The sequence below is a fragment of the Vibrio sp. HDW18 genome, assembly GCF_011306175.1.
GTDB classification, from domain to species: domain Bacteria; phylum Pseudomonadota; class Gammaproteobacteria; order Enterobacterales; family Vibrionaceae; genus Vibrio; species Vibrio chanodichtyis.
In genome coordinates, this window is sequence record NZ_CP049913.1 from 2,477,868 (window position 1) to 2,495,839 (window position 17,972).

16 protein-coding genes are annotated in these 17,972 nt (G+C 47.1%); 7 read left to right on the forward strand and 9 right to left on the reverse strand.

Translation table 11 applies throughout. The annotated features are described in order from the left end of the window. Nucleotides 1-114: 114 nt before the first annotated feature. Complete coding sequence (locus tag G7083_RS11735) at nucleotides 115-963, forward strand: DNA ligase (protein WP_166014941.1); 849 nt, start codon at nucleotides 115-117, stop codon at nucleotides 961-963. A gap of 97 nt (nucleotides 964-1,060) precedes the next feature. Here the strand turns inward: G7083_RS11735 and G7083_RS11740 are convergent, their stop codons facing one another. Continuing rightward, nucleotides 1,061-2,431 (reverse strand): MATE family efflux transporter, encoded by a 1,371-nt coding sequence (locus G7083_RS11740; RefSeq protein ID WP_166014942.1) that lies wholly within the window; start codon nucleotides 2,429-2,431, stop codon nucleotides 1,061-1,063. Nucleotides 2,432-2,722: 291 nt separating this feature from the next. Next, nucleotides 2,723-3,589 carry a fructosamine kinase family protein gene (locus G7083_RS11745; RefSeq protein ID WP_166014943.1) on the reverse strand — a complete coding sequence of 289 codons (867 nt, stop codon included), beginning with the start codon at nucleotides 3,587-3,589 and terminating at the stop codon, nucleotides 2,723-2,725. A 370-nt stretch (nucleotides 3,590-3,959) separates the two neighbouring features. On the opposite strand from G7083_RS11745, the gene G7083_RS11750 reads away from it, so the two are divergent. Next, nucleotides 3,960-4,301 carry a DUF3802 family protein gene (locus G7083_RS11750; protein ID WP_166014944.1) on the forward strand — a complete coding sequence of 114 codons (342 nt, stop codon included), beginning with the start codon at nucleotides 3,960-3,962 and terminating at the stop codon, nucleotides 4,299-4,301. Between the two features lie 46 nt (nucleotides 4,302-4,347). Here the strand turns inward: G7083_RS11750 and G7083_RS11755 are convergent, their stop codons facing one another. After that, a complete protein-coding gene (locus G7083_RS11755; protein WP_166014945.1) occupies nucleotides 4,348-4,842 on the reverse strand; it encodes an NlpC/P60 family protein in 495 nt (164 codons plus the stop codon). 88 nt (nucleotides 4,843-4,930) lie between these two features. Between G7083_RS11755 and G7083_RS11760 the strand changes: the two genes are divergently transcribed. The 3 genes from G7083_RS11760 to nagK all read left to right on the forward strand — a co-directional run bounded on the left by G7083_RS11760 (nucleotide 4,931) and on the right by nagK (nucleotide 8,930). After that, nucleotides 4,931-6,949, forward strand: coding sequence for a methyl-accepting chemotaxis protein (locus tag G7083_RS11760; RefSeq protein ID WP_166014946.1), 2,019 nt, complete (start codon nucleotides 4,931-4,933; stop codon nucleotides 6,947-6,949). Between the two features lie 172 nt (nucleotides 6,950-7,121). Then, entirely contained in the window at nucleotides 7,122-7,859 is a 738-nt protein-coding gene (locus G7083_RS11765; protein WP_166014947.1) for a tRNA-uridine aminocarboxypropyltransferase, read from the forward strand. Nucleotides 7,860-8,021: 162 nt separating this feature from the next. Then, the gene (gene nagK, locus G7083_RS11770; RefSeq protein WP_166014948.1) at nucleotides 8,022-8,930 is read left to right on the forward strand and encodes an N-acetylglucosamine kinase; all 909 of its coding nucleotides are present in this window, start codon (nucleotides 8,022-8,024) and stop codon (nucleotides 8,928-8,930) included. A gap of 125 nt (nucleotides 8,931-9,055) precedes the next feature. On the opposite strand, the gene G7083_RS11775 is transcribed toward nagK, so the two are convergent. The 6 genes from G7083_RS11775 to G7083_RS11800 are packed head-to-tail and all read right to left on the reverse strand — an operon-like array spanning nucleotide 9,056 to nucleotide 13,997. Next, nucleotides 9,056-9,331 carry a DUF2960 domain-containing protein gene (locus tag G7083_RS11775; protein ID WP_166014949.1) on the reverse strand — a complete coding sequence of 92 codons (276 nt, stop codon included), beginning with the start codon at nucleotides 9,329-9,331 and terminating at the stop codon, nucleotides 9,056-9,058. Between the two features lie 28 nt (nucleotides 9,332-9,359). Further along, the gene (locus tag G7083_RS11780; RefSeq protein ID WP_166014950.1) at nucleotides 9,360-11,180 is read right to left on the reverse strand and encodes a bifunctional molybdopterin-guanine dinucleotide biosynthesis adaptor protein MobB/molybdopterin molybdotransferase MoeA; all 1,821 of its coding nucleotides are present in this window, start codon (nucleotides 11,178-11,180) and stop codon (nucleotides 9,360-9,362) included. Next, the gene (mobA, locus tag G7083_RS11785) at nucleotides 11,177-11,788 is read right to left on the reverse strand and encodes a molybdenum cofactor guanylyltransferase MobA (RefSeq protein ID WP_166014951.1); all 612 of its coding nucleotides are present in this window, start codon (nucleotides 11,786-11,788) and stop codon (nucleotides 11,177-11,179) included. Before mobA ends, G7083_RS11780 begins: the two co-directional genes overlap by 4 nt. Continuing rightward, nucleotides 11,742-12,464: an energy-coupling factor ABC transporter ATP-binding protein gene (locus G7083_RS11790; protein WP_166014952.1), complete on the reverse strand. Its 723-nt coding sequence runs from the start codon at nucleotides 12,462-12,464 to the stop codon at nucleotides 11,742-11,744. The genes mobA and G7083_RS11790 overlap by 47 nt, the downstream gene beginning before the upstream one ends. A 12-nt stretch (nucleotides 12,465-12,476) precedes the next feature. After that, entirely contained in the window at nucleotides 12,477-13,175 is a 699-nt protein-coding gene (locus G7083_RS11795) for an ABC transporter permease (RefSeq protein ID WP_166014953.1), read from the reverse strand. A gap of 6 nt (nucleotides 13,176-13,181) precedes the next feature. Next, on the reverse strand, nucleotides 13,182-13,997 hold the full coding sequence (locus tag G7083_RS11800) for a substrate-binding domain-containing protein (RefSeq protein WP_166014954.1): 816 nt from the start codon (nucleotides 13,995-13,997) through the stop codon (nucleotides 13,182-13,184). A gap of 305 nt (nucleotides 13,998-14,302) precedes the next feature. Here G7083_RS11800 and G7083_RS11805 point away from each other — a divergent pair, with 305 nt between their 5' ends. Next, complete coding sequence (locus tag G7083_RS11805) at nucleotides 14,303-15,772, forward strand: sigma-54 dependent transcriptional regulator (protein WP_166014955.1); 1,470 nt, start codon at nucleotides 14,303-14,305, stop codon at nucleotides 15,770-15,772. Further along, the gene (locus tag G7083_RS11810) at nucleotides 15,762-17,795 is read left to right on the forward strand and encodes a HAMP domain-containing sensor histidine kinase (RefSeq protein WP_166014956.1); all 2,034 of its coding nucleotides are present in this window, start codon (nucleotides 15,762-15,764) and stop codon (nucleotides 17,793-17,795) included. The genes G7083_RS11805 and G7083_RS11810 overlap by 11 nt, the downstream gene beginning before the upstream one ends. Nucleotides 17,796-17,972: the final 177 nt, after the last annotated feature.

The following is a 17,972-nucleotide window of genomic DNA, read 5'->3' on the forward strand; positions in this document are numbered from 1 at the left end:
CAAGCGACTCAATAGCGGAATTTAATGAACTGCTTCGCAGCATGAGTGGATCGAACTGTTACCCATCTCCTCGTCTGATCAGAATGAATTAGCTTACTCATCAAGGAGATGATCATGCTAATTCGACTGACATTTATTGCTACGGCAATCTTGCTGGCGCAGCACACTGCAGCTAACGATGAGCCGCACTCCGCTATCCCGCTCACCTTTGCTAAACACTATCAACCCGGCATCAATCTTGACGATTACTGGAAGAGTGAAAAACTCGATGGAATTCGTGCGATTTGGACAGGCCAGCAGTTGATAACCCGCAGCGGCAAACCGATCTCGGCCCCTCAATGGTTTACCCAATCACTCCCCCCTTATGCATTGGAAGGTGAATTGTGGGCGGGCCGTGGCAATTTTTCATTGGTACAACAAACCGTTTTAGATAAGCAACCCGCGGAAGCTGCTTGGCGACGCATTCAGTTTATGTTGTTTGATTTGCCACAAACCGCCGGCGATTATCGGCAGCGCTACGATCATTTGGTGGCATTAGTCCGCGATCTTAATCAGCCCTACATTCAATATGTGGCGCAGACGCCCATCCAATCAGAGCATGATCTCACTACTTATCTGGATGGGATTCTTGAACAGTCGGGGGAGGGCGTGATGCTGCGTAAAATTGATACTCGTTATCACGTTGGACGTAGTCATACTTTGCTCAAACTGAAAAAATACCAAGATGCGGAAGCTACCGTGATCGGTTATCGCTTAGGCGCGGGTAAATATCATGGTCAAATGGGCTCGATTTTGGTGCGGGCTGTGGATGGAATCGAGTTTTATATCGGCAGCGGATTTAGTGATCAGGAGCGTGCTACGCCTCCGGAAATTGGTAGTTTAGTGACTTATCGTTATAACGGGGTAACGAGTGAGGGCAAGCCAAGATTTGCGCGCTTTGTCCGGATCAGAGAAAGCCATTAAATCTGTTTTCGTGGCCTAGCTCAGTTAGGCAAGAGATGAAAGAATTTGAACTCTATCAGGCCAACGGTGAGTGCTGGCCTGATCAAAGTTTGCTGAACTAGTGGCCGACTGCGAGTGGGGTATTGATCGTTTGTTTTTGGATCCAACGCAGCCGTTGGCCTAACATCAAGGCAGAGGCAGAAAGGCCAATGATAAAGCCAAGCCAAAACCCTTTCGCCCCTAATGGTTGCTCAGTTAGCCAATCGGTCATGCCCAAAATATAACCCATCGGTAAGCCCAGTACCCAGTAAGCGATAAAAGTTCGATAGAAAATGGCCGTCATATCTTTGTAACCGCGTAGGGCTCCAGCCGCAACCACTTGTACCGCATCCATACATTGATAAATCGCAGCGAGTAATAACAGTTGCATGGCTAAAGTGATCACCACTTGGTTTTCGGTATACAGCAAAGCAATCTGCTCTCGAAATAGCACCGTGAGTAACGCGGTGATACATGCAGTGACTAAGCCAGTCAGCAGACCGACATTGGCGGCAATCGCCGCACCTTGGCTATCTTGCTCACCCAATTTGTGCCCAACACGGATGGAAACCGCAGCGCCAATACTCATCGGGAACATAAAGACCAAAGAAGAGAAGTTGAGTGCCACTTGGTGCGCCGCCACGACAGTTGAACCTAACGGAGCAACCATCAGTGCCACCACCGCAAATAAGGTCACTTCAAAAAAGAGTGCCGCCGCGACCGGAAAGCCTAAGCGAAATAGTCGGATCAGCTCTTTGGGTCGTGGCTTATGCCAAGTGGCAAAGACTTTTACCTGCGCCAGCCGTTGAGAAGTCATGATATAAAACAGCAGCAAAAACAGCATGATCCAGTACACAATCGCAGTAGCAACCCCACAGCCAACCCCACCTAATGATGGCGCACCAAATTTGCCGTACACAAAAATCCAGTTCAGCGGAATATTGAGCAGCAAACCGATAAATCCAATCACCATGGCGGGCTTGGTCAGTGACATACCATCGGTAAAACTACGCAGTGCTTGAAACAGTAAATAGGCGGGCACCGCAAACATCACCGCATGCATATAACCTACAGTTTTACTTGCCATCGCTGGTTCCACATTCATAAATTGAATGATCACTTGCGTTTGAAACAATACACCGATGATCGGGATCGAAATCAGTAGCGCGAGAGCTAAACCTTGCTGTACTTCAAATGGGATCTTGTGTTGACGCCCAGCACCATTCAGTTGTGCCACCACTGGAACCAATGCCAGCAGTAGTCCAACGCCAAACAGAATTGAGGGGAGCCAAATACTTGCAGCAATTGAAACTGCTGCCATATCCAGCGCACTGACGCCGCCTGCCATGACAGTATCGACAAAGCCCATTCCAGTTTGAGCAACTGATGCAATCAGCACCGGTGTGGCAAGTTTAATTAAATTTGAGGCTTCTTGTTGGTAGCGATGCACAGAGTTCTCCAAAGGGGAAAAGCCAAAAGAGGCTAAACGCTACAGTCGTTAGACTTAACGTATGATAATCGGCGCATGATAATGAAATGTGATTCTAAGCTCCATTAAAAACTGAGATAACTGATTAATCGTTAAGTGATAAGTGAGGAGTGTAAGGGCGCGGGTGCGTGGCACTATTTCGTTCATGCGGAAAGAACAGTAATAAAAAGAGCGCCAAGTTACGGCGCTCTAAGAGCTGTCTGCATGTTAACGATCAAAAAATCGGCTTATCGAGTAATAACCTAGATTGATTTATGAAGTTAAAATCTTATCGATTGATTTTTGAGCCTCAGCTAAATAGTGACCACCAAACTGGTTGTAATGGTTGAGCAGATGATAGAGGTTATAAATATCTTTGCGCTCTTCATAGCCCCAATTCAATGGCCAGATACTTTCATAGCCTTGAAAAAATTCCGGCTGGAAACCACCAAAATATTCGGCCAGCGCAATATCACACTCTCGATCGCCCCAATAACATGCGGGATCAAAACATAAAGGTCCATTGACCGAATGGGCAACATTGCCAAACCACAGATCGCCATGCAATAGCGATGGGCGTGGTGAATGATTGGCTAAACGCTGTTTGATCAGTTCTACAAACTCATCAATATTGATCAGTACAATCCCTTTTTCTTGCAGCAATTGTAGCTGCCAACCAATCCGTTGTTCGGCAAAAAACAGCGGCCATTTTTTGTGCCATGGATTGGGTTGCACCGTGGTACCAATATAGTTATCAATATCGAAACCAAACTCTTTTTGTTCACCCCAACGGTGTAAATGAGCCAGTTCAACCCCCAATTGATAGCTTTTTTTCGCATCATCCAGTGGTTTTATCGGTAAATAGTTGAGAACCAAATAAGCGTGGTTTTTACTGATGCCATGCAGAAGATAATCAGGTACTTGCACGGTGTTTGTTTCACGCATGATGCGCAAACTCACGACTTCAGCTTCAAATTTACTTAATAATTGACGATGGTTCACTTTGACAAAATAACGTTCAATACCATCACTCACCATAAAACATTGGTTAATGTCACCACCATGCACTTTCTCTTTTTCTACGATGTGAAAAGATTTGCCCATCTGTTCAGATAGTTGTTGAATAATGGCTGGCCACATAATTCAAGCCCTCGGCTATTGACTCTACTTATTGGTTAGTGTAGATCAAGCGAGATAATATAAAAGGTTATCCTGATATATAAATCTCTCTTGAGTAAAAATTGCAGCAACAGAAACCGCTAACTGTGATTTAACGCATAAAATGATTATGTTCACTTTCGTACTATCGGTATCCTGCTGCATATGTATTGAGAATAGCCAATACATGCAAATAATAAGATGGCATTATCACGGAGTGATAGCATTCTGGTAAATAATTAAGCCAATGCACCAATTCCCGATAATCAGTGTCGTCACCTGCTGTGAAAAGAATGTTTCATAGCCTGAGTTTTTGAACTGACGAACAGCAGCCGTAAAATGGAGAACAAATGTGGTTGTAGAAACCGATGGCTACCTAGCCTTGATTGAACATCTTTCATTTAATATCAATGTATTTACTCAAGAAGGGGATACGGGTAGTGAAAGTGTTGAAGATGTAATCACCGATATGGTGGCCAGTAACATTATGGCTATTTTTGAACAAAACCCAGAGCTGCATTCCAGTGTCCGCTTCCAACTGTTAAAAGAGGCCGATGCGGTTGTCGATGACTTAAGTGAAGTGTTAGCTGGTGTTTGGTTGCGTCCTGCCACTAATGAGCAGATTGTTTTTTTAGATGAATATATCGCGTTAGTAAAAAACTTATTTGATTCCGCGGTCGCTAAATACGACTAGCTGGCGGCCAATTTCCTATCTCACTGGTTTAATTTTTCATTTAATCTCACATCAATGGCGGGGTTTCAACCCGCCTGAAATGCCATAACTTAGCCGCCCAATATTGATTATCGATACGCGAGATAATGACGCCTTTTGAGGTCGATGCATGCATAAACTGCTGATTGCCTAGATAAATCCCAACATGAATATTAGTGCGAGAGGTTTTGAAAAAGACCAAATCACCATACTGAGCTTGATGATGGGCAATCCGAGTTCCGGTTTGCGCTTGAGATACCGTGGTTCTTGGTAAACTTAGTTGCCATGCATCACGGTAAGCTTGTTGTACAAAAGCCGAACAGTCTACACCGCGTTTATTATTGCCACCCAATCGGTAAGGCACACCTTGCCACTCACTAAATACATTGGAAAAATGGCTCACCGTGGGTTGAGCTGCGGCTGAACTGAATGGTGTTAACTCTGGCTCTGTTGGTGGCGTCGCACTACACCCCGCTAAGATCAGCATAATAAATAGGGAAAACGTTGGCTTAAACGTCAACATAAGTCACCTTTTTGACAAAAAAATGAAATAAAACTGCAATCGATACTACCTACCATGACGTCGACTCTCAAATTTAAGACGCACATACATGGCTTTGACAAAAAATCTTTCCTTAACGCAAACCCTTGGCGCAGTGTTGCTGTGCATTACCATACTGATGATCGCATTATCTGTCACCAGTTTGCGCGGTATCCAGCAGGTTGGCGCGCAATTTAGCCAACTGTCTGAGCAAGCGTTACCCTTTGCGCTCAATAATGCAGCGTTAACCCAAAATTTGCTGGAGCAAGTGCAATACCTTGGCTATGGCACGCGCAGCCAAACAGAAGCAGAACTTAACCAAGTGTTGACTGAATGGCAAAGGTTGGATGTGCAAGCCCGTGATCAAATCGAGCTTTTACTGCAAAATGTTCAGCAGCAGGGTAGCGCACAGCAAGAATCGATCTCATCATTGCAAAATGTGATTGCTCGTTTTCAGCAGTTAGCACAATCCATCCTATCGTTACAGCAAATCCAATTGAGCAAATCGGTTCAGATCGATCAGCAAGCACAGCAATTTCGTTATGGCTTAAGTTCGATTGGACCAGAAATGAGTCGTATCGCCTCCTTTTTAGCGTTAGAAAATCCAGAAGCGATGGATGCTGCTAATCGGTTTACCGCCAGTGCTAGTGTGATGGAGAGTGCATTTTTATTGCTGTTGATTGAACAAGATAGACAAGTTGCACACCAATATCGCCAAGAGCTGAGAAATCGCCAAGCAGGCTTGGGATTGGCCTTTGATGATTTCCAAGAGTGGTATCCAGAAATCAGTGAGTACGCTAGTTTAACCGCCCCTTATGCCATGGTGTTAGAGGGTTTTAAAGCCCAAGCTGTTATCGAACAAATCATCAATAAACTGCAAGATGCCCAACAACAAAATACCGATTTTGCTCATGCCTCTATTGCAGCACAGCAATTGATCACTCAACTTAATCAATGGTCGATTATGGCTCAGCAGCAGATTGTGCAAGATAAACAAGAGGTCAGCGCGACCATCGCTACAGTGACAAACATAGTGCAAGCCGGTGGGGTGCTTTTAGTTGTGGCGATCTTGATGGTGTGGTTTGTTCTGCGGCGCTGGATTGGCCGTGCGCTGTTCAATATCCGATGCCATCTTGAACGATTGACTCAGCATCAACTCAATCACTCACTTGCGCTGGTCGGGCCCAAAGATTTTCAAGATGTGGCGCAGCAGTTAAACCAAGTGATTGCCTCAACTCATGAATCGTTGGCTTTAGTGACTCGTAACTGTGAAACGCTTTATCAAACTGCAGAATTGAGTCATGGCTCGGCAGAGCAATCTAATCATAGCTTGGCCGCGCAAAATCAAGCTTTGTTGGCGATGGCGGCTACCATTAATCAACTGGAAGCCTCGATTCGTGAAATCGCCGAGATCAGTAATGATTGCTGCAGCGATTCTAGCCAAGCGGCAGACTATTCTGCGCAAGGGGTGAAAGTGGTTGAACAAAACCAACAACGCTTACAAGCGCTGGAAAATACCTTAAGTGTTAATGATGCGGCGATGTCTGAACTCAATCAGCGTGTTACCCGTATTCGTGAAATGGTTGATATGATCAGTGGCATTGCTGATAGCACCAATCTGCTGGCATTGAACGCTGCAATTGAAGCCGCCCGCGCAGGAGAACAAGGCCGTGGCTTTGCGGTGGTAGCCGATGAAGTGCGTAAACTGGCCAGTGATACCAGCAAACAGACCACCAATATCCGCGATATGATGAATGAACTGGTTAGCTCTGCGAACCGTTCTCGTCAAGCGGTGGACGAATCGCGCCATGAGATGATATCGGCATTACAATCGAGTGAAGAGGTGAAAACCACTTTTGTCCAGATTGAACGTGCGGTGGCGCATATTCGTACGCGAGTCGCGCAGATCTCCGCTGCGACCGAAGAGCAACAGCGTGCTACCGCTGATGTAAATCAAGCGGTCACTCAGATCTCTGATCAGGGGCAGCAAACCAAATTCCAATTGGATGCGATGTTAGAAAGTGCTGAGCAAGTGGCCGATATTGCCGGTCATCAGCAAGCGATGCTGCATAAATATCAATTGAACTGATCACTTTAGTTACGGCTTTTATTTTGCCACTGTCGAGCATTGAGTCGCGCAGTGACAAAATAATCGCTGATCATCGTTGGCTTAGTGTGACGCAATTAGACCGATTCTTTACTGGCACAAAACCGCGTGGCTCAGTAAAATCGCTGCCATTTTTCAGTCAATTGCACTCGCCATGAGAATCCACGCCTTTCATCATTTATACCAATATCGCCTCGCGCGTTCCACTAAGCCATTTTTGGCTCGTGGTGGCAAAATTAAACGCTGTGCTTACTGCATGGTCGAGATAAGCCACTGCTTGTGCGCCCACCAACCCGATATTGACAGCCAAGTGGCAGTACTGCTGATCGTCTCTGAAAACGAGGTGTTTAAACCGAGTAACACCGGACGCTTAATTGCTGATACCGTCAAAACCACCCATGTTTATCAATGGAGTCGCACTGAGCCGGATCCGCAGATGCTAGCTCTGCTCGCGGATCCTCAATATTATCCAGTACTGATTTTCCCCGCCGAAACGGAACAAGACAAAAGCCGCGTGCTAAATCCTATCCCTAGCGATTTTGCTGGCAAGCAACCACTGTTAGTGTTGATTGATGGCAGTTGGCGTGAGGCGAAGCGCATTTTCCGCAAATCGCCGTATTTGGCGCAATTGCCGCTGGTTTCCGTGGAGCCGGAGCGCTTATCGCGCTATATGATGCGCAAATCAGCTAACCAGCAACATCTGGCCACTGCAGAAGTTGCCAGTTTAGTGCTGTCGATGTTTGGGGAACATAGCGCCGCCGCCACGTTAGAGCTGTGGTTTGAAGCCGTCAAAGAAACCTACTTAATGTGTAAAACACGCAATAAGCCCAATCATGCCAAGCCGGCACTACAAACATGGATTGCTCATCAGCAAACCACAAGCCATCGCTAAATCTTGATTGTAACTGGTCACTTGTTGCGCAATTAGTGCTGCTCGCTGGATAAATCCGTGCTTTGTCACGGACTGCAAGCGGTAGCTGGTGGATAATGCGCCTCACTTTTGTGTTTTTATTTTTTCCCCAAGACTGGGATAGGAAATTGAGGAGAGAAGGCCATGTATTACGGCTTTGATGTTGGCGGTACCAAAATTGAATTTGGTGCGTTCAACGTACAGTTACAACGAGTCGCCACTGAACGTGTTGCAACCCCAACCGATGATTACACTAAATTGGTTGATACCATTGCTGGTTTAGTACACAAATATGATGAGCAATTTGGTGTCGAAGGCGCAGTTGGATTAGGCATTCCTGGCATGGAAGATGCTGATGATGGTTGTGTACTGACCGTTAACGTGCCTGCCGCTAAAGGTAAGCCGCTGCGTGCTGATCTCGAAGCGAAATTAGGTCGTACAGTCAAAATCGAGAATGATGCAAACTGTTTTGCGCTCTCTGAAGCGTGGGATGATGAATTGAAGGATGCGCCTTCAGTGATGGGGCTGATCCTAGGTACTGGTTTTGGTGGTGGTTTGATCTACCAAGGTAAAGTCTTTTCCGGACGTAACCATGTCGCTGGTGAAGTTGGCCATATGCGTTTGCCGATCGATGCTTGGTTCCATCTTGGCGACAACGCTCCGTTACTCAGTTGTGGCTGCGGCAACAAAGGGTGCATGGATAATTATCTCTCTGGCCGTGGCTTTGAGCTGTTGTATGAGCACTATTACGGCGAACACAAAAAAGCAATTGAGATCATCACTGCCCAAAAAACGGGTGAAGCCAAGGCCGTTGAGCATGTTGAGCGCTTTATGGAGCTGCTGGCGATCTGTTTTGGCAATATTTTTACGGCCAATGATCCACACGTTGTTGTGTTAGGGGGTGGTTTGTCGAACTACGATCTGATTTATGACGAAATGCCAAAGCGTGTACCTAAGCATCTGCTTTCGGTAGCGAAATGCCCGAAAATCGTCAAAGCCAAACATGGCGACTCAGGCGGTGTGCGTGGCGCAGCTTTCCTCAACATTAAATAAGTTGAAGATAGACTCCATAGATTAAGGGCTTGCACTGCAAGCCCTTTTTCGTCTTCCTACTTGAAGTTGCAGCTCCAAGTCGTTTGGTAATGAATGTTTTAAAGTTACCGCAAAAGCTTGTTGGCTTAGCGAGTCGCTTTTGGTTTTTTGCCGACGCCAAAGTTTTCTTTCGGTTGCAGAGTGATCAGGCTAAAACCCAATTTTTTAAAATGGTTATCGCGGAAATTGCGTACCGATTTGGTATCTGAAATCGCTTCTAGCTGCATCTCCATCTTCAGAAATTCGCTCAGATCTATGCCTTCCGCTTCAGCCACCGCTTCATGGATGTTGTGATGCTTTTCGTATGAGAAAGTCAGAGTTTTCTCTTGGTTTTGGTAGGTGTAGATGATGGTACGCGCCATGGTTCTCTCTCAACACTAAATAAACGGGCTAGATTCTGCCTTGAAGTGGGATAATTGTCACGTTTTCACCTGCTTTTACCGTATCAATCGCCGGAGCAATCTCAATTAAGCAGTTCGCTTCACTCATTGAACGTAAAATGCCAGAACCTTGTTTACCTGTGGTTCGTACCGTCATCTGTCCTTGCGCATTGAACGCGTAAACTCCACGACTGAACTCTGTTCTGCCTTGGCGAGAGCGCAAATCCTCTAGCGCAATCGCATTGATTTTCAACGCTTGCCAACCTTGCTCACCTTGCATTTTGCGCAGGGCTGGTTCAACAAAATTGATAAAAGAGACCATCACTGCAACTGGGTTGCCCGGTAGGCCGAAGAAAGGTTTGCCGGCCAGTTGACCAAACGCCAGTGGGCGGCCGGGACGCATATTGATCCGCCAAAAATCAATTTGCCCCAGTTTCTCCAGTGCGGATTTGATGAAATCCGCATCGCCCACCGACACGCCACCAGAAGTGATCACCACATCGGCTTGTGCTGCGGCTTGCTCAAGCAATTGCATCATTTTGGTTTCGTCATCTTCAATGATGCCGAGATCGATCACTTGGCAACCGAGCGATTGCAGTAGCCCGGTCAGGGTAAAGCGGTTGGCATCAAAAATAGAGTTTGGCTTAATCTCCACGCCCGGAGCTTGCACTTCATCACCGGTCGAAAAAATCGCGACTTTAAGCGAGCGAAATACGTCCGCGTGCGCGAAACCCAGTGACGCGAGCATGCCCATTTCAGGAGAGAGCAAACGCTGGCCTGTGCTAAACACCGCTTGACCTTGCGCCAAATCTTCACCTGCTTGGCGTACGTTTTGTCCTGTTTTGATTTTGGCACCCGCAAAACTTACCACATCGCCATTTTGCGTGGCTTGCTCACGCATGACCACTGTATCGGCACCTTGTGGCATTGGCGCGCCCGTCATAATTTTCACAGCTTCGCCGCGTTCAACCGTTTTCGGATAATGACTGCCGGCGAGCACTTCCGCCACTACACGGTAGCTATCACGTTCAAGATCATCACTGCGCAGCGCATAACCATCCATCGCTGAGTTGCGATAGGCTGGCACATTGATTGGCGAGTCTACTTGACGGGCTAAAACCCGTTGATAGCACTGTTGAATCGCGACCGATTCTGTCTCTGCCAAAGGCAAAATGAGCGAGAGGATCTTCTCGCGGCCTTGTTCTACAGAAAGGAAAGCAGGGGATAAGATGTCGCAGCATGCCGCGGCACTGTTTTTGGAATCTGACACTGTGTGTGGTTGAATCTGCTGCGCACACCACTTATTGACATAATCCAAAACGAAATCGGCGATCGCATCAAGATGATTAATATTCATTTGCGGCAGAACTGTTTCGACCATTTCATCAGCGGCAATCGCAATGATGTTTTGATCATGGGGATAAAGCCAAGGTTTACCGACTTCAGCGCGGTGCAGCTCTATTTTGGGAAAAGCAATATTTTTACAGCCTTCCACTAAAATCACATCGAGCTTCTCGGCATCAAAGCGTGTCAGCAGATAATCAAATTCGGCTTCCGCATCCGGAGTCTCGCTCATCAGAGCATGACGATTGCGCGAAGCAATCAACATTTGTGATGCACCCGCTTTACGCAAGCGATAACTGTCTTTACCCGGCTTATCGACATCAAAATCGTGATGCGCATGTTTCAGTAGGCCAATCCGCAATCCGGCGGCGGTCAATTTGGGTAGCAACGCTTCTAATAATGTGGTTTTTCCGGTACCAGAATAAGCGGCGAAGCCAAGTAATGGCAGGTTAGGGCGTTGAGGATTCTGGTGTGCAGAAGCAATCATGGATGTAACGCTCCAAATTGCGCCAACTCTTGTGGCGTATTCAAATTAAAAAAGCAGCTCGGTGCATCGCTAAAATCGACGTAAGAAGTATGGCATTCATCGTAAAGCAAGATGATTTTGCGATCGCCACGGGCTAAAAAGGCGCTGAGTTTGGGTAACACGCGTTTATGAAATAGGGTAAACACAGGTTGCTGATATTCACCATCATGGGCCACTAAGATATCGCTCTCGGCTTTGACGGCCTGACAGAAACGGGTAACCAAATCATCACAAATTAACGGGCTATCACAAGGGACAAAGCCGACCCAATCGGTTGGAGCATGACTTAAACCGGCATGAATGCCGCCTAAAGGTCCCGGATAATCTGGAAACTCATCACTGATCACCGGCGCAAATTGCTGGTATTGGCTTTGGTTGCGATTGGCGTTGATGAGCAAAGTCGGCGTTTGTGGGGCCAACTTATCGATCACATGTTGAATCAGGGGCTGACCATTCAACTGGATCAGTCCTTTGTCTTGTCCCCCCATACGGCTGGCTTGTCCGCCAGCAAGAATCACCCAGCTAGTGTCTGAAGGTTGAAGAGTGGGAAGTGTTTGTGTGGTTATCATTGTTTTCTTTCACAATTTGCAGCAAAGGCGACTCAATCAGTTGACGATCTTTAATCCACCACTGCTTTTTACACAGCGCCGTGAGGGCGTTGGTTTGGTGGCTAGTGATGACAAGACTGGAGCCGCGCTCTAATAAATCTCGCGCCATTATAACCAATCTCTCGATAGATTCTTGATCCAATGACGCACTCGGCTCATCCATCAACAAAATAGAAGGTTTGAGGATCCACGCTCGCGCCATCGCCACGCGTTGCTTTTCACCGCCGGAAAGCACAGAAATATGCTCATCGGTCAGTGTTTCTAGCCCGACCATACGCAAGGCCGTGATCACTTGCGCGCGTTTTTCATGCGCAGACAAGCCACTGAAACGAATGCCGTACACCACATTTTGATAAACCGTGTCATCAAACAGGTAGGGGCTTTGATGAAGATAGACAACTTCTGAGGTCGCGGAAGTCAAAAACAAGCGTTGCCACCAAGGTTTACGGCCAAGCACTCTGCCATTGCTCGGCTCTAACAAGCCCGCGAGAATTTTCAATAAGGTGGTTTTACCCACACCATTGTCGCCTTTAAGGTAAATAGCATCATTAGGGCCAATGGCGATCTCGGGAATATGAAATAACACGCGATCTTTAAAACGCATGGAAAGCTGCTGTGCGGTAAGTTTGATCGTCATGATTGGCCTTCCTTATGTCCTTAAATAGCCTTTGCCCCGTAGGGAAGAGAGCAGAAAGTTTAGCCCTAGCGCTAAGGCAAGCAGCACCATACCCAGCGCCACCCCTTGCGCAAAGGCACCTTTGTTACTTTCCAGCGAGATGGCGGTCGGAATATTGCGGGTTAAGCCCATGATATTGCCGCCGACCATCATTGAGCAGCCCACCTCGGTAACAATTCGAGAAAAGCCAGCAATTGTGGCCGCCATGATCGGAAAGCGCGCCTCGCAAATCAAGGTAGCAAACAGCCTTGGTAGGGTTGCGCCAAGCGTGATTGCCGTTTCAAGCGCGCGGCGATCGGTCGATTGCAGCGCGCCATGCATCATGGCAACCAGAATCGGAAAACAGATCAGTGCTTGACCTAAAATCATCGCTTGCTGGGTAAACAGCATCTGCCAATCACCCAGCGGGCCTGCGCGCGAGAGCAACATATACAACAACAAGCCGATCACCACAGTCGGAACCGCTTGCAAGGTGTTGATCAGCGAAAGCAGAGTCCATTTACCGCGAAAGTTGGTGTACGCCAGCACAAAGGAGAGCACCACAGAGGGGATGAGCACCAGAGCAATGGCCGTTAGCGAAACACTAAAGGAGACCGCAACGATCTCCCATAGCTTAGGATCTAGACTCACCAACAGATGCAAGGCATCTAGGGTTGTTTGCCAAAGACTCATCGAGGATTACTGCTTGTCCGCATTGGCCACAAAGAGTTGTTGACCATTGACTTTAAACTCGTTAATCAACTGTTGGCCTTTAGGGTTCACCAACCAATCACTAAACACTTTCGCAGCTTGATATTGGGTGGTTGGGTAACGCTCAGGATTGACAATAATCACTTGGTAAGGGTTAAACAGTTGCTCATCACCTTCAAATAGAATCTTGAGAGCCAACTTATTGTTGTAAGCCAGCCAAGTCCCGCGGTCGGTCAGGGTATAAGCCTGCATTTCTGACGCCATATTCAGTGTTGGCCCCATGCCTTGACCAATAGAACGGTAGCCACCGAAATTTGGTTCGATTTTGTTTTGTGCCCAAATACCGAGTTCTTTCTTGTGTGTACCGGAGTCATCACCGCGTGAAATGAACACCGCGCCGCTTTTAGCAATATTTTCAAATACTTTTGCGATGTTCTTTTCATCAGCAATTTTAGCCGGATCACTTTCTGGGCCCACCAACACAAAGTCGTTGTACATCAGTTTACGTGGTAGAACACCGAAACCTGCCTCAACAAAGCTGGCTTCTGCTTTCGGTGCATGGGTCATCACCAAATCCACATCGCCATTTTCGCCCATTTTCAGCGCTTTACCTGTGCCAGTGGCGATCACATCCACTTTATAGCCCGTATCTTGCTCAAATTTTGGCAGGAGGTAATCAAGCAAGCCAGAATCGTAAGTACTGGTGGTCGTTGCTAGGCGAATACGAGTGTCGTCGGCACTGGTTGCCGAATAACTGATTAGGATTAATGCTGCGGCAGCGAAACTGAACGTGGTTTTTTTCATAATACATTCCATGACTGAGTTGATAATGGGAGAGCTTGTGAGCCGATGTGATGAGTGCCACTCAAGCACCGTACGCCATCAAGCATCACAATAAGTGTACTTGAGACAGGCATATAGCAAATGGGATGCCAACATCATTCTGAGTGATTAGGTGACAAATTTACTTTTAAATACTGCCAGATAGCACAGAATTTGCTGTCCAGCGATGACTCTGCTGTACGATTGAGACAAAATGTCTCAGCTTGGCCACCCGCTATGCCTAGCGTATTGCATCCTTGTGTCTCAATCGGTTATGGAATTTTTCTATGTCGTCGTCAGTCTTAAATCTTAAACAACCCCACTTATATCAAGCCTTCTCTGTGTTGGTTGTTGATGATGAAGTCGGTATGCAAACGGTGCTGAAAAAAGCGTTGAGTCAATGGTTTTCTCGGGTCGATTCTGCGGGCAGTATCGAAGACGCGGAAGCGCTGCGTAGTCAGCAACATTATGATCTGCTGATTTTAGATATCAATTTACCTGGGCGTTCTGGCATTGAATGGGATGAGGCATTTAGCGATCCTAATCATCGTGCCGAGGTGATTTTCATGACCGGTTATGCGGATTTGGAAACGGCGATCAGTGCGCTCAAATTAGGGGCGAGTGATTTTATCCTCAAACCCTTTAATCTCGAACAGATGCTGCAAGCCGTTCAGCGCTGCATGGATAAACGTCTTCATCAGCGTTTGCACTATGCTTTGCAGCGCGATGTGCAGCGCCACTGTACCACGCAAATTATCGGCAGCTCGGCGCAAACTGAGTTACTTAAACAGCATATTGTCCAATTTGCGCCGTCTCGCGCTTCGGTACTGATTGAAGGCGAATCGGGCACGGGCAAAGAGTTGGTGGCCAGAGGGCTGCATGAAGCCAGTGGTCGTCAGGGGCCATTTGTTCCGATTAACTGCGGCGCGATTGCGCCAGAGCTGCTGGAAAGTGAACTGTTTGGCCATACCGCAGGGGCTTTTACTGGGGCGAAAAAAAGTCGTGAAGGGCTGTTTCGGGTGGCGAATGGTGGCACTCTATTTTTAGATGAAATCGGCGAGATGCCGCTGACCATGCAAGCTTCTTTACTGCGCGTATTAGAGCAGCGTACTCTGCGCCCGGTGGGTTCGGAAAAAGAGGTGAGTGTCGATGTGCGAGTGGTGGCGGCCACCAACCGTAATCTGCAACAAGAAGTGGAACAGGGGCGTTTTCGCGGCGATCTATACTACCGGCTCAACGTGCTCAAAATTCAAGTCACTCCACTGCGTGAACGTAAGCAAGACTTGCATGAGCTACGGCCATTTTTTACCCAAATGCTCTGTGCTGAACTGGGTATGCCAATGCCGAAATGGGCTTATGAAGATATTTCATCTATGCAAGATTATGCTTGGCCTGGCAATGTTCGTGAGCTAAAAAACTTAATTGAGCGCTGCTTACTGCTTGATAAACCCCCTGCGCATTATTGGCGCGAATTGAATGGGATACCACTCCAATCTGAACGCTCTGTGACAATGTCACAAGAATTTATCGCTGAGCCTGCAGCACCGCTGGATGACGTTAAGCCGGATCGCCTCAAGCATATCGGCTATCCCGTCGACTGGCTGCTGCGTGATGTTGAAAAAGCGCATATTCAACAGGTGGTGGCATTGCATGAGGGCAATAAATCGGCCGCGGCGCGCGATTTAGGCGTAGCGCGTAAGACATTAGAGCGAAAGTACAAAGAGTGGCAAAGTGGGGAGACCAGCCATGAAAGCTAAATGGGTCTGGTGGCAAAAATGGCGACAACGTTTTCAAACGACGGTGCGTTATCGACTACTGATTTTGACCTCGGCACCGATTATTTTGACGCTATTGGCACTGATTGCCATCAGCTTATATTGGTCACTGCATTACACTTGGAACAGTGCCTTAATGGATGTCGCGGAACGATTAGCTGTGGCGCAAAATAGCGTGACGCTATTGCAGCAGAATCAAGCTCACCAAGTGCGAGCCTTTGCCGAATCCTATGATTTTCGCCAGCGATTGCAACAAAATGAACCTCTCGATACTTTGCCCCAATGGGTTCAGCAACAGAAAACGCGCTATGGCTTAGATTTCCTCAGTTTTGAGCGGGTCGATAACATTGAGCAAAAATTTCGTTATCTCGATCTCACTAAGCGAGAGTCTTTTTTTGATGTACTGAACGCCAATCAGCTAGCAATGCTGGATCCGAATTTAGCCAAACAAGCGCAAATCCCGATTCTTAATTCTCAACAGATTGAAACCCGCGGATTAGTCAGTCGTACCGTGATTCCTGTGCGCAATGACTTCGGTGACATCATAGGCTTTTTGGATGGCGGTTTGCTGCTCAATAACAGCAGTACGCTAGTGGATCAGATTCGCGATCTCATTTATCCAACTTATCAAGATCAGCTTCGCCCGATAGGCACGTTAACCTTGTTTTTGGATGACTTACGCGTGAGTACCAATGTACCGTTGGATAGCACCATGCACACTGGGCGAGCAATGGGCACGCAAGTCTCGCCAGAAGTGTTGCAGCAGGTACTGAAACAAGGTCAGCGTTGGGTTAATCTGGCCTATGTGTACGATGCTTGGTATATCACGGCGTATGAGCCGATTCGCGATCAATACCATAACGCAATCGGCATGTTGTACACCGGTTATCCCATGTGGCCATTTTTAACCCGCTATATGACGAATTTGTTGGAAGTGGGGATCATCACCATACTGTTATTAATCACTTCTGGATGGTTGGTGTATCGCGGATCGCGCGATCTATTTCGGCCGATTGAGCGTATTCATCGAGTGGTGAAAATGGTGCAACTTGGCAAGAACCAACGTATCGGTCAAATTGGGCTGGACGATAAACACGAACTCGCTCAGCTAGCCAAACAATTTGATAATATGCTCGATCAACTGCAACTGCGTAATCAACAAATTGTCCAAGCCGCACATGAACTAGAAGAAAAAGTGCAATCACGCACCGCCAGTTTGCAAGAAAAAACCGCGCAGCTTGAGCACCACATTACCTTACTCAATCAAACTCGTCATAAATTAGTGGTGCACGAAAAGCTGGCTGCACTCGGTGAGCTAACGGCAGGCATCGCTCATGAGATTAATAATCCAACCGCGGTTATTTTAGGTAATACCGAATTGATCCGCTTTCAACTGGGTGAGCAGGCGAGTCAAATTGCTGAAGAGATCGATGCCATCTTGTTGCAAATTGAGCGGATCCGTAATATCACACGCAGTTTGTTGCAATACAGTCGTCAAGGCGGCGTGCAAGATGAAATCACCTGGCAACATGTCAATCCGATCATTGATGAGAGTGTTACTTTAGTCAAAACCGGCTCGAAAAAGCGTGATATTGAATTTGTGCTGGAACTGCAAGCCCATACTTCGGTGGAGGTGAATCGTCATCAATTATTGCAAGTGTTAGTCAATTTACAGATGAATGCGATCCATGCCATGAAGGGCAAAGGCCGCATTACCATTCGCAGCCAAGATTGGATTGAAGAAGAGCAAAATCGGGGCGCAGTGATCCACATTGAAGATCAAGGCTGTGGCATTAAGCCAGAAAATCTCACCCGTATTTTTGATCCCTTTTATACCACTAAGCGCGATGGCACAGGGCTAGGGCTGGCGGTATCACAGAGCCTACTTAGCCAATCTGGTGGTGAAATTAAAGTACAATCGCAGTGGGGGATCGGCAGCGTGTTTAGCATTTACCTACCTTGTAAGCATGAGACTAAACTGCGAGAAAGTTTGTTCATTCAATAGACTTCGCTCTAAAACACTGACCTTGGATAGATGTTCCTTGCCGTGATGGCCAAATTTTATCCCAATTATGTAAAACAGAGCTTGTAGTCTGCGCTCTGAACAAGTACCGTTGCGCAGATTTTTTTATTTGTGATCCCTGTCAGCTTAATTGGCGCGCCGAAAGGAGTCCGTGTTAAG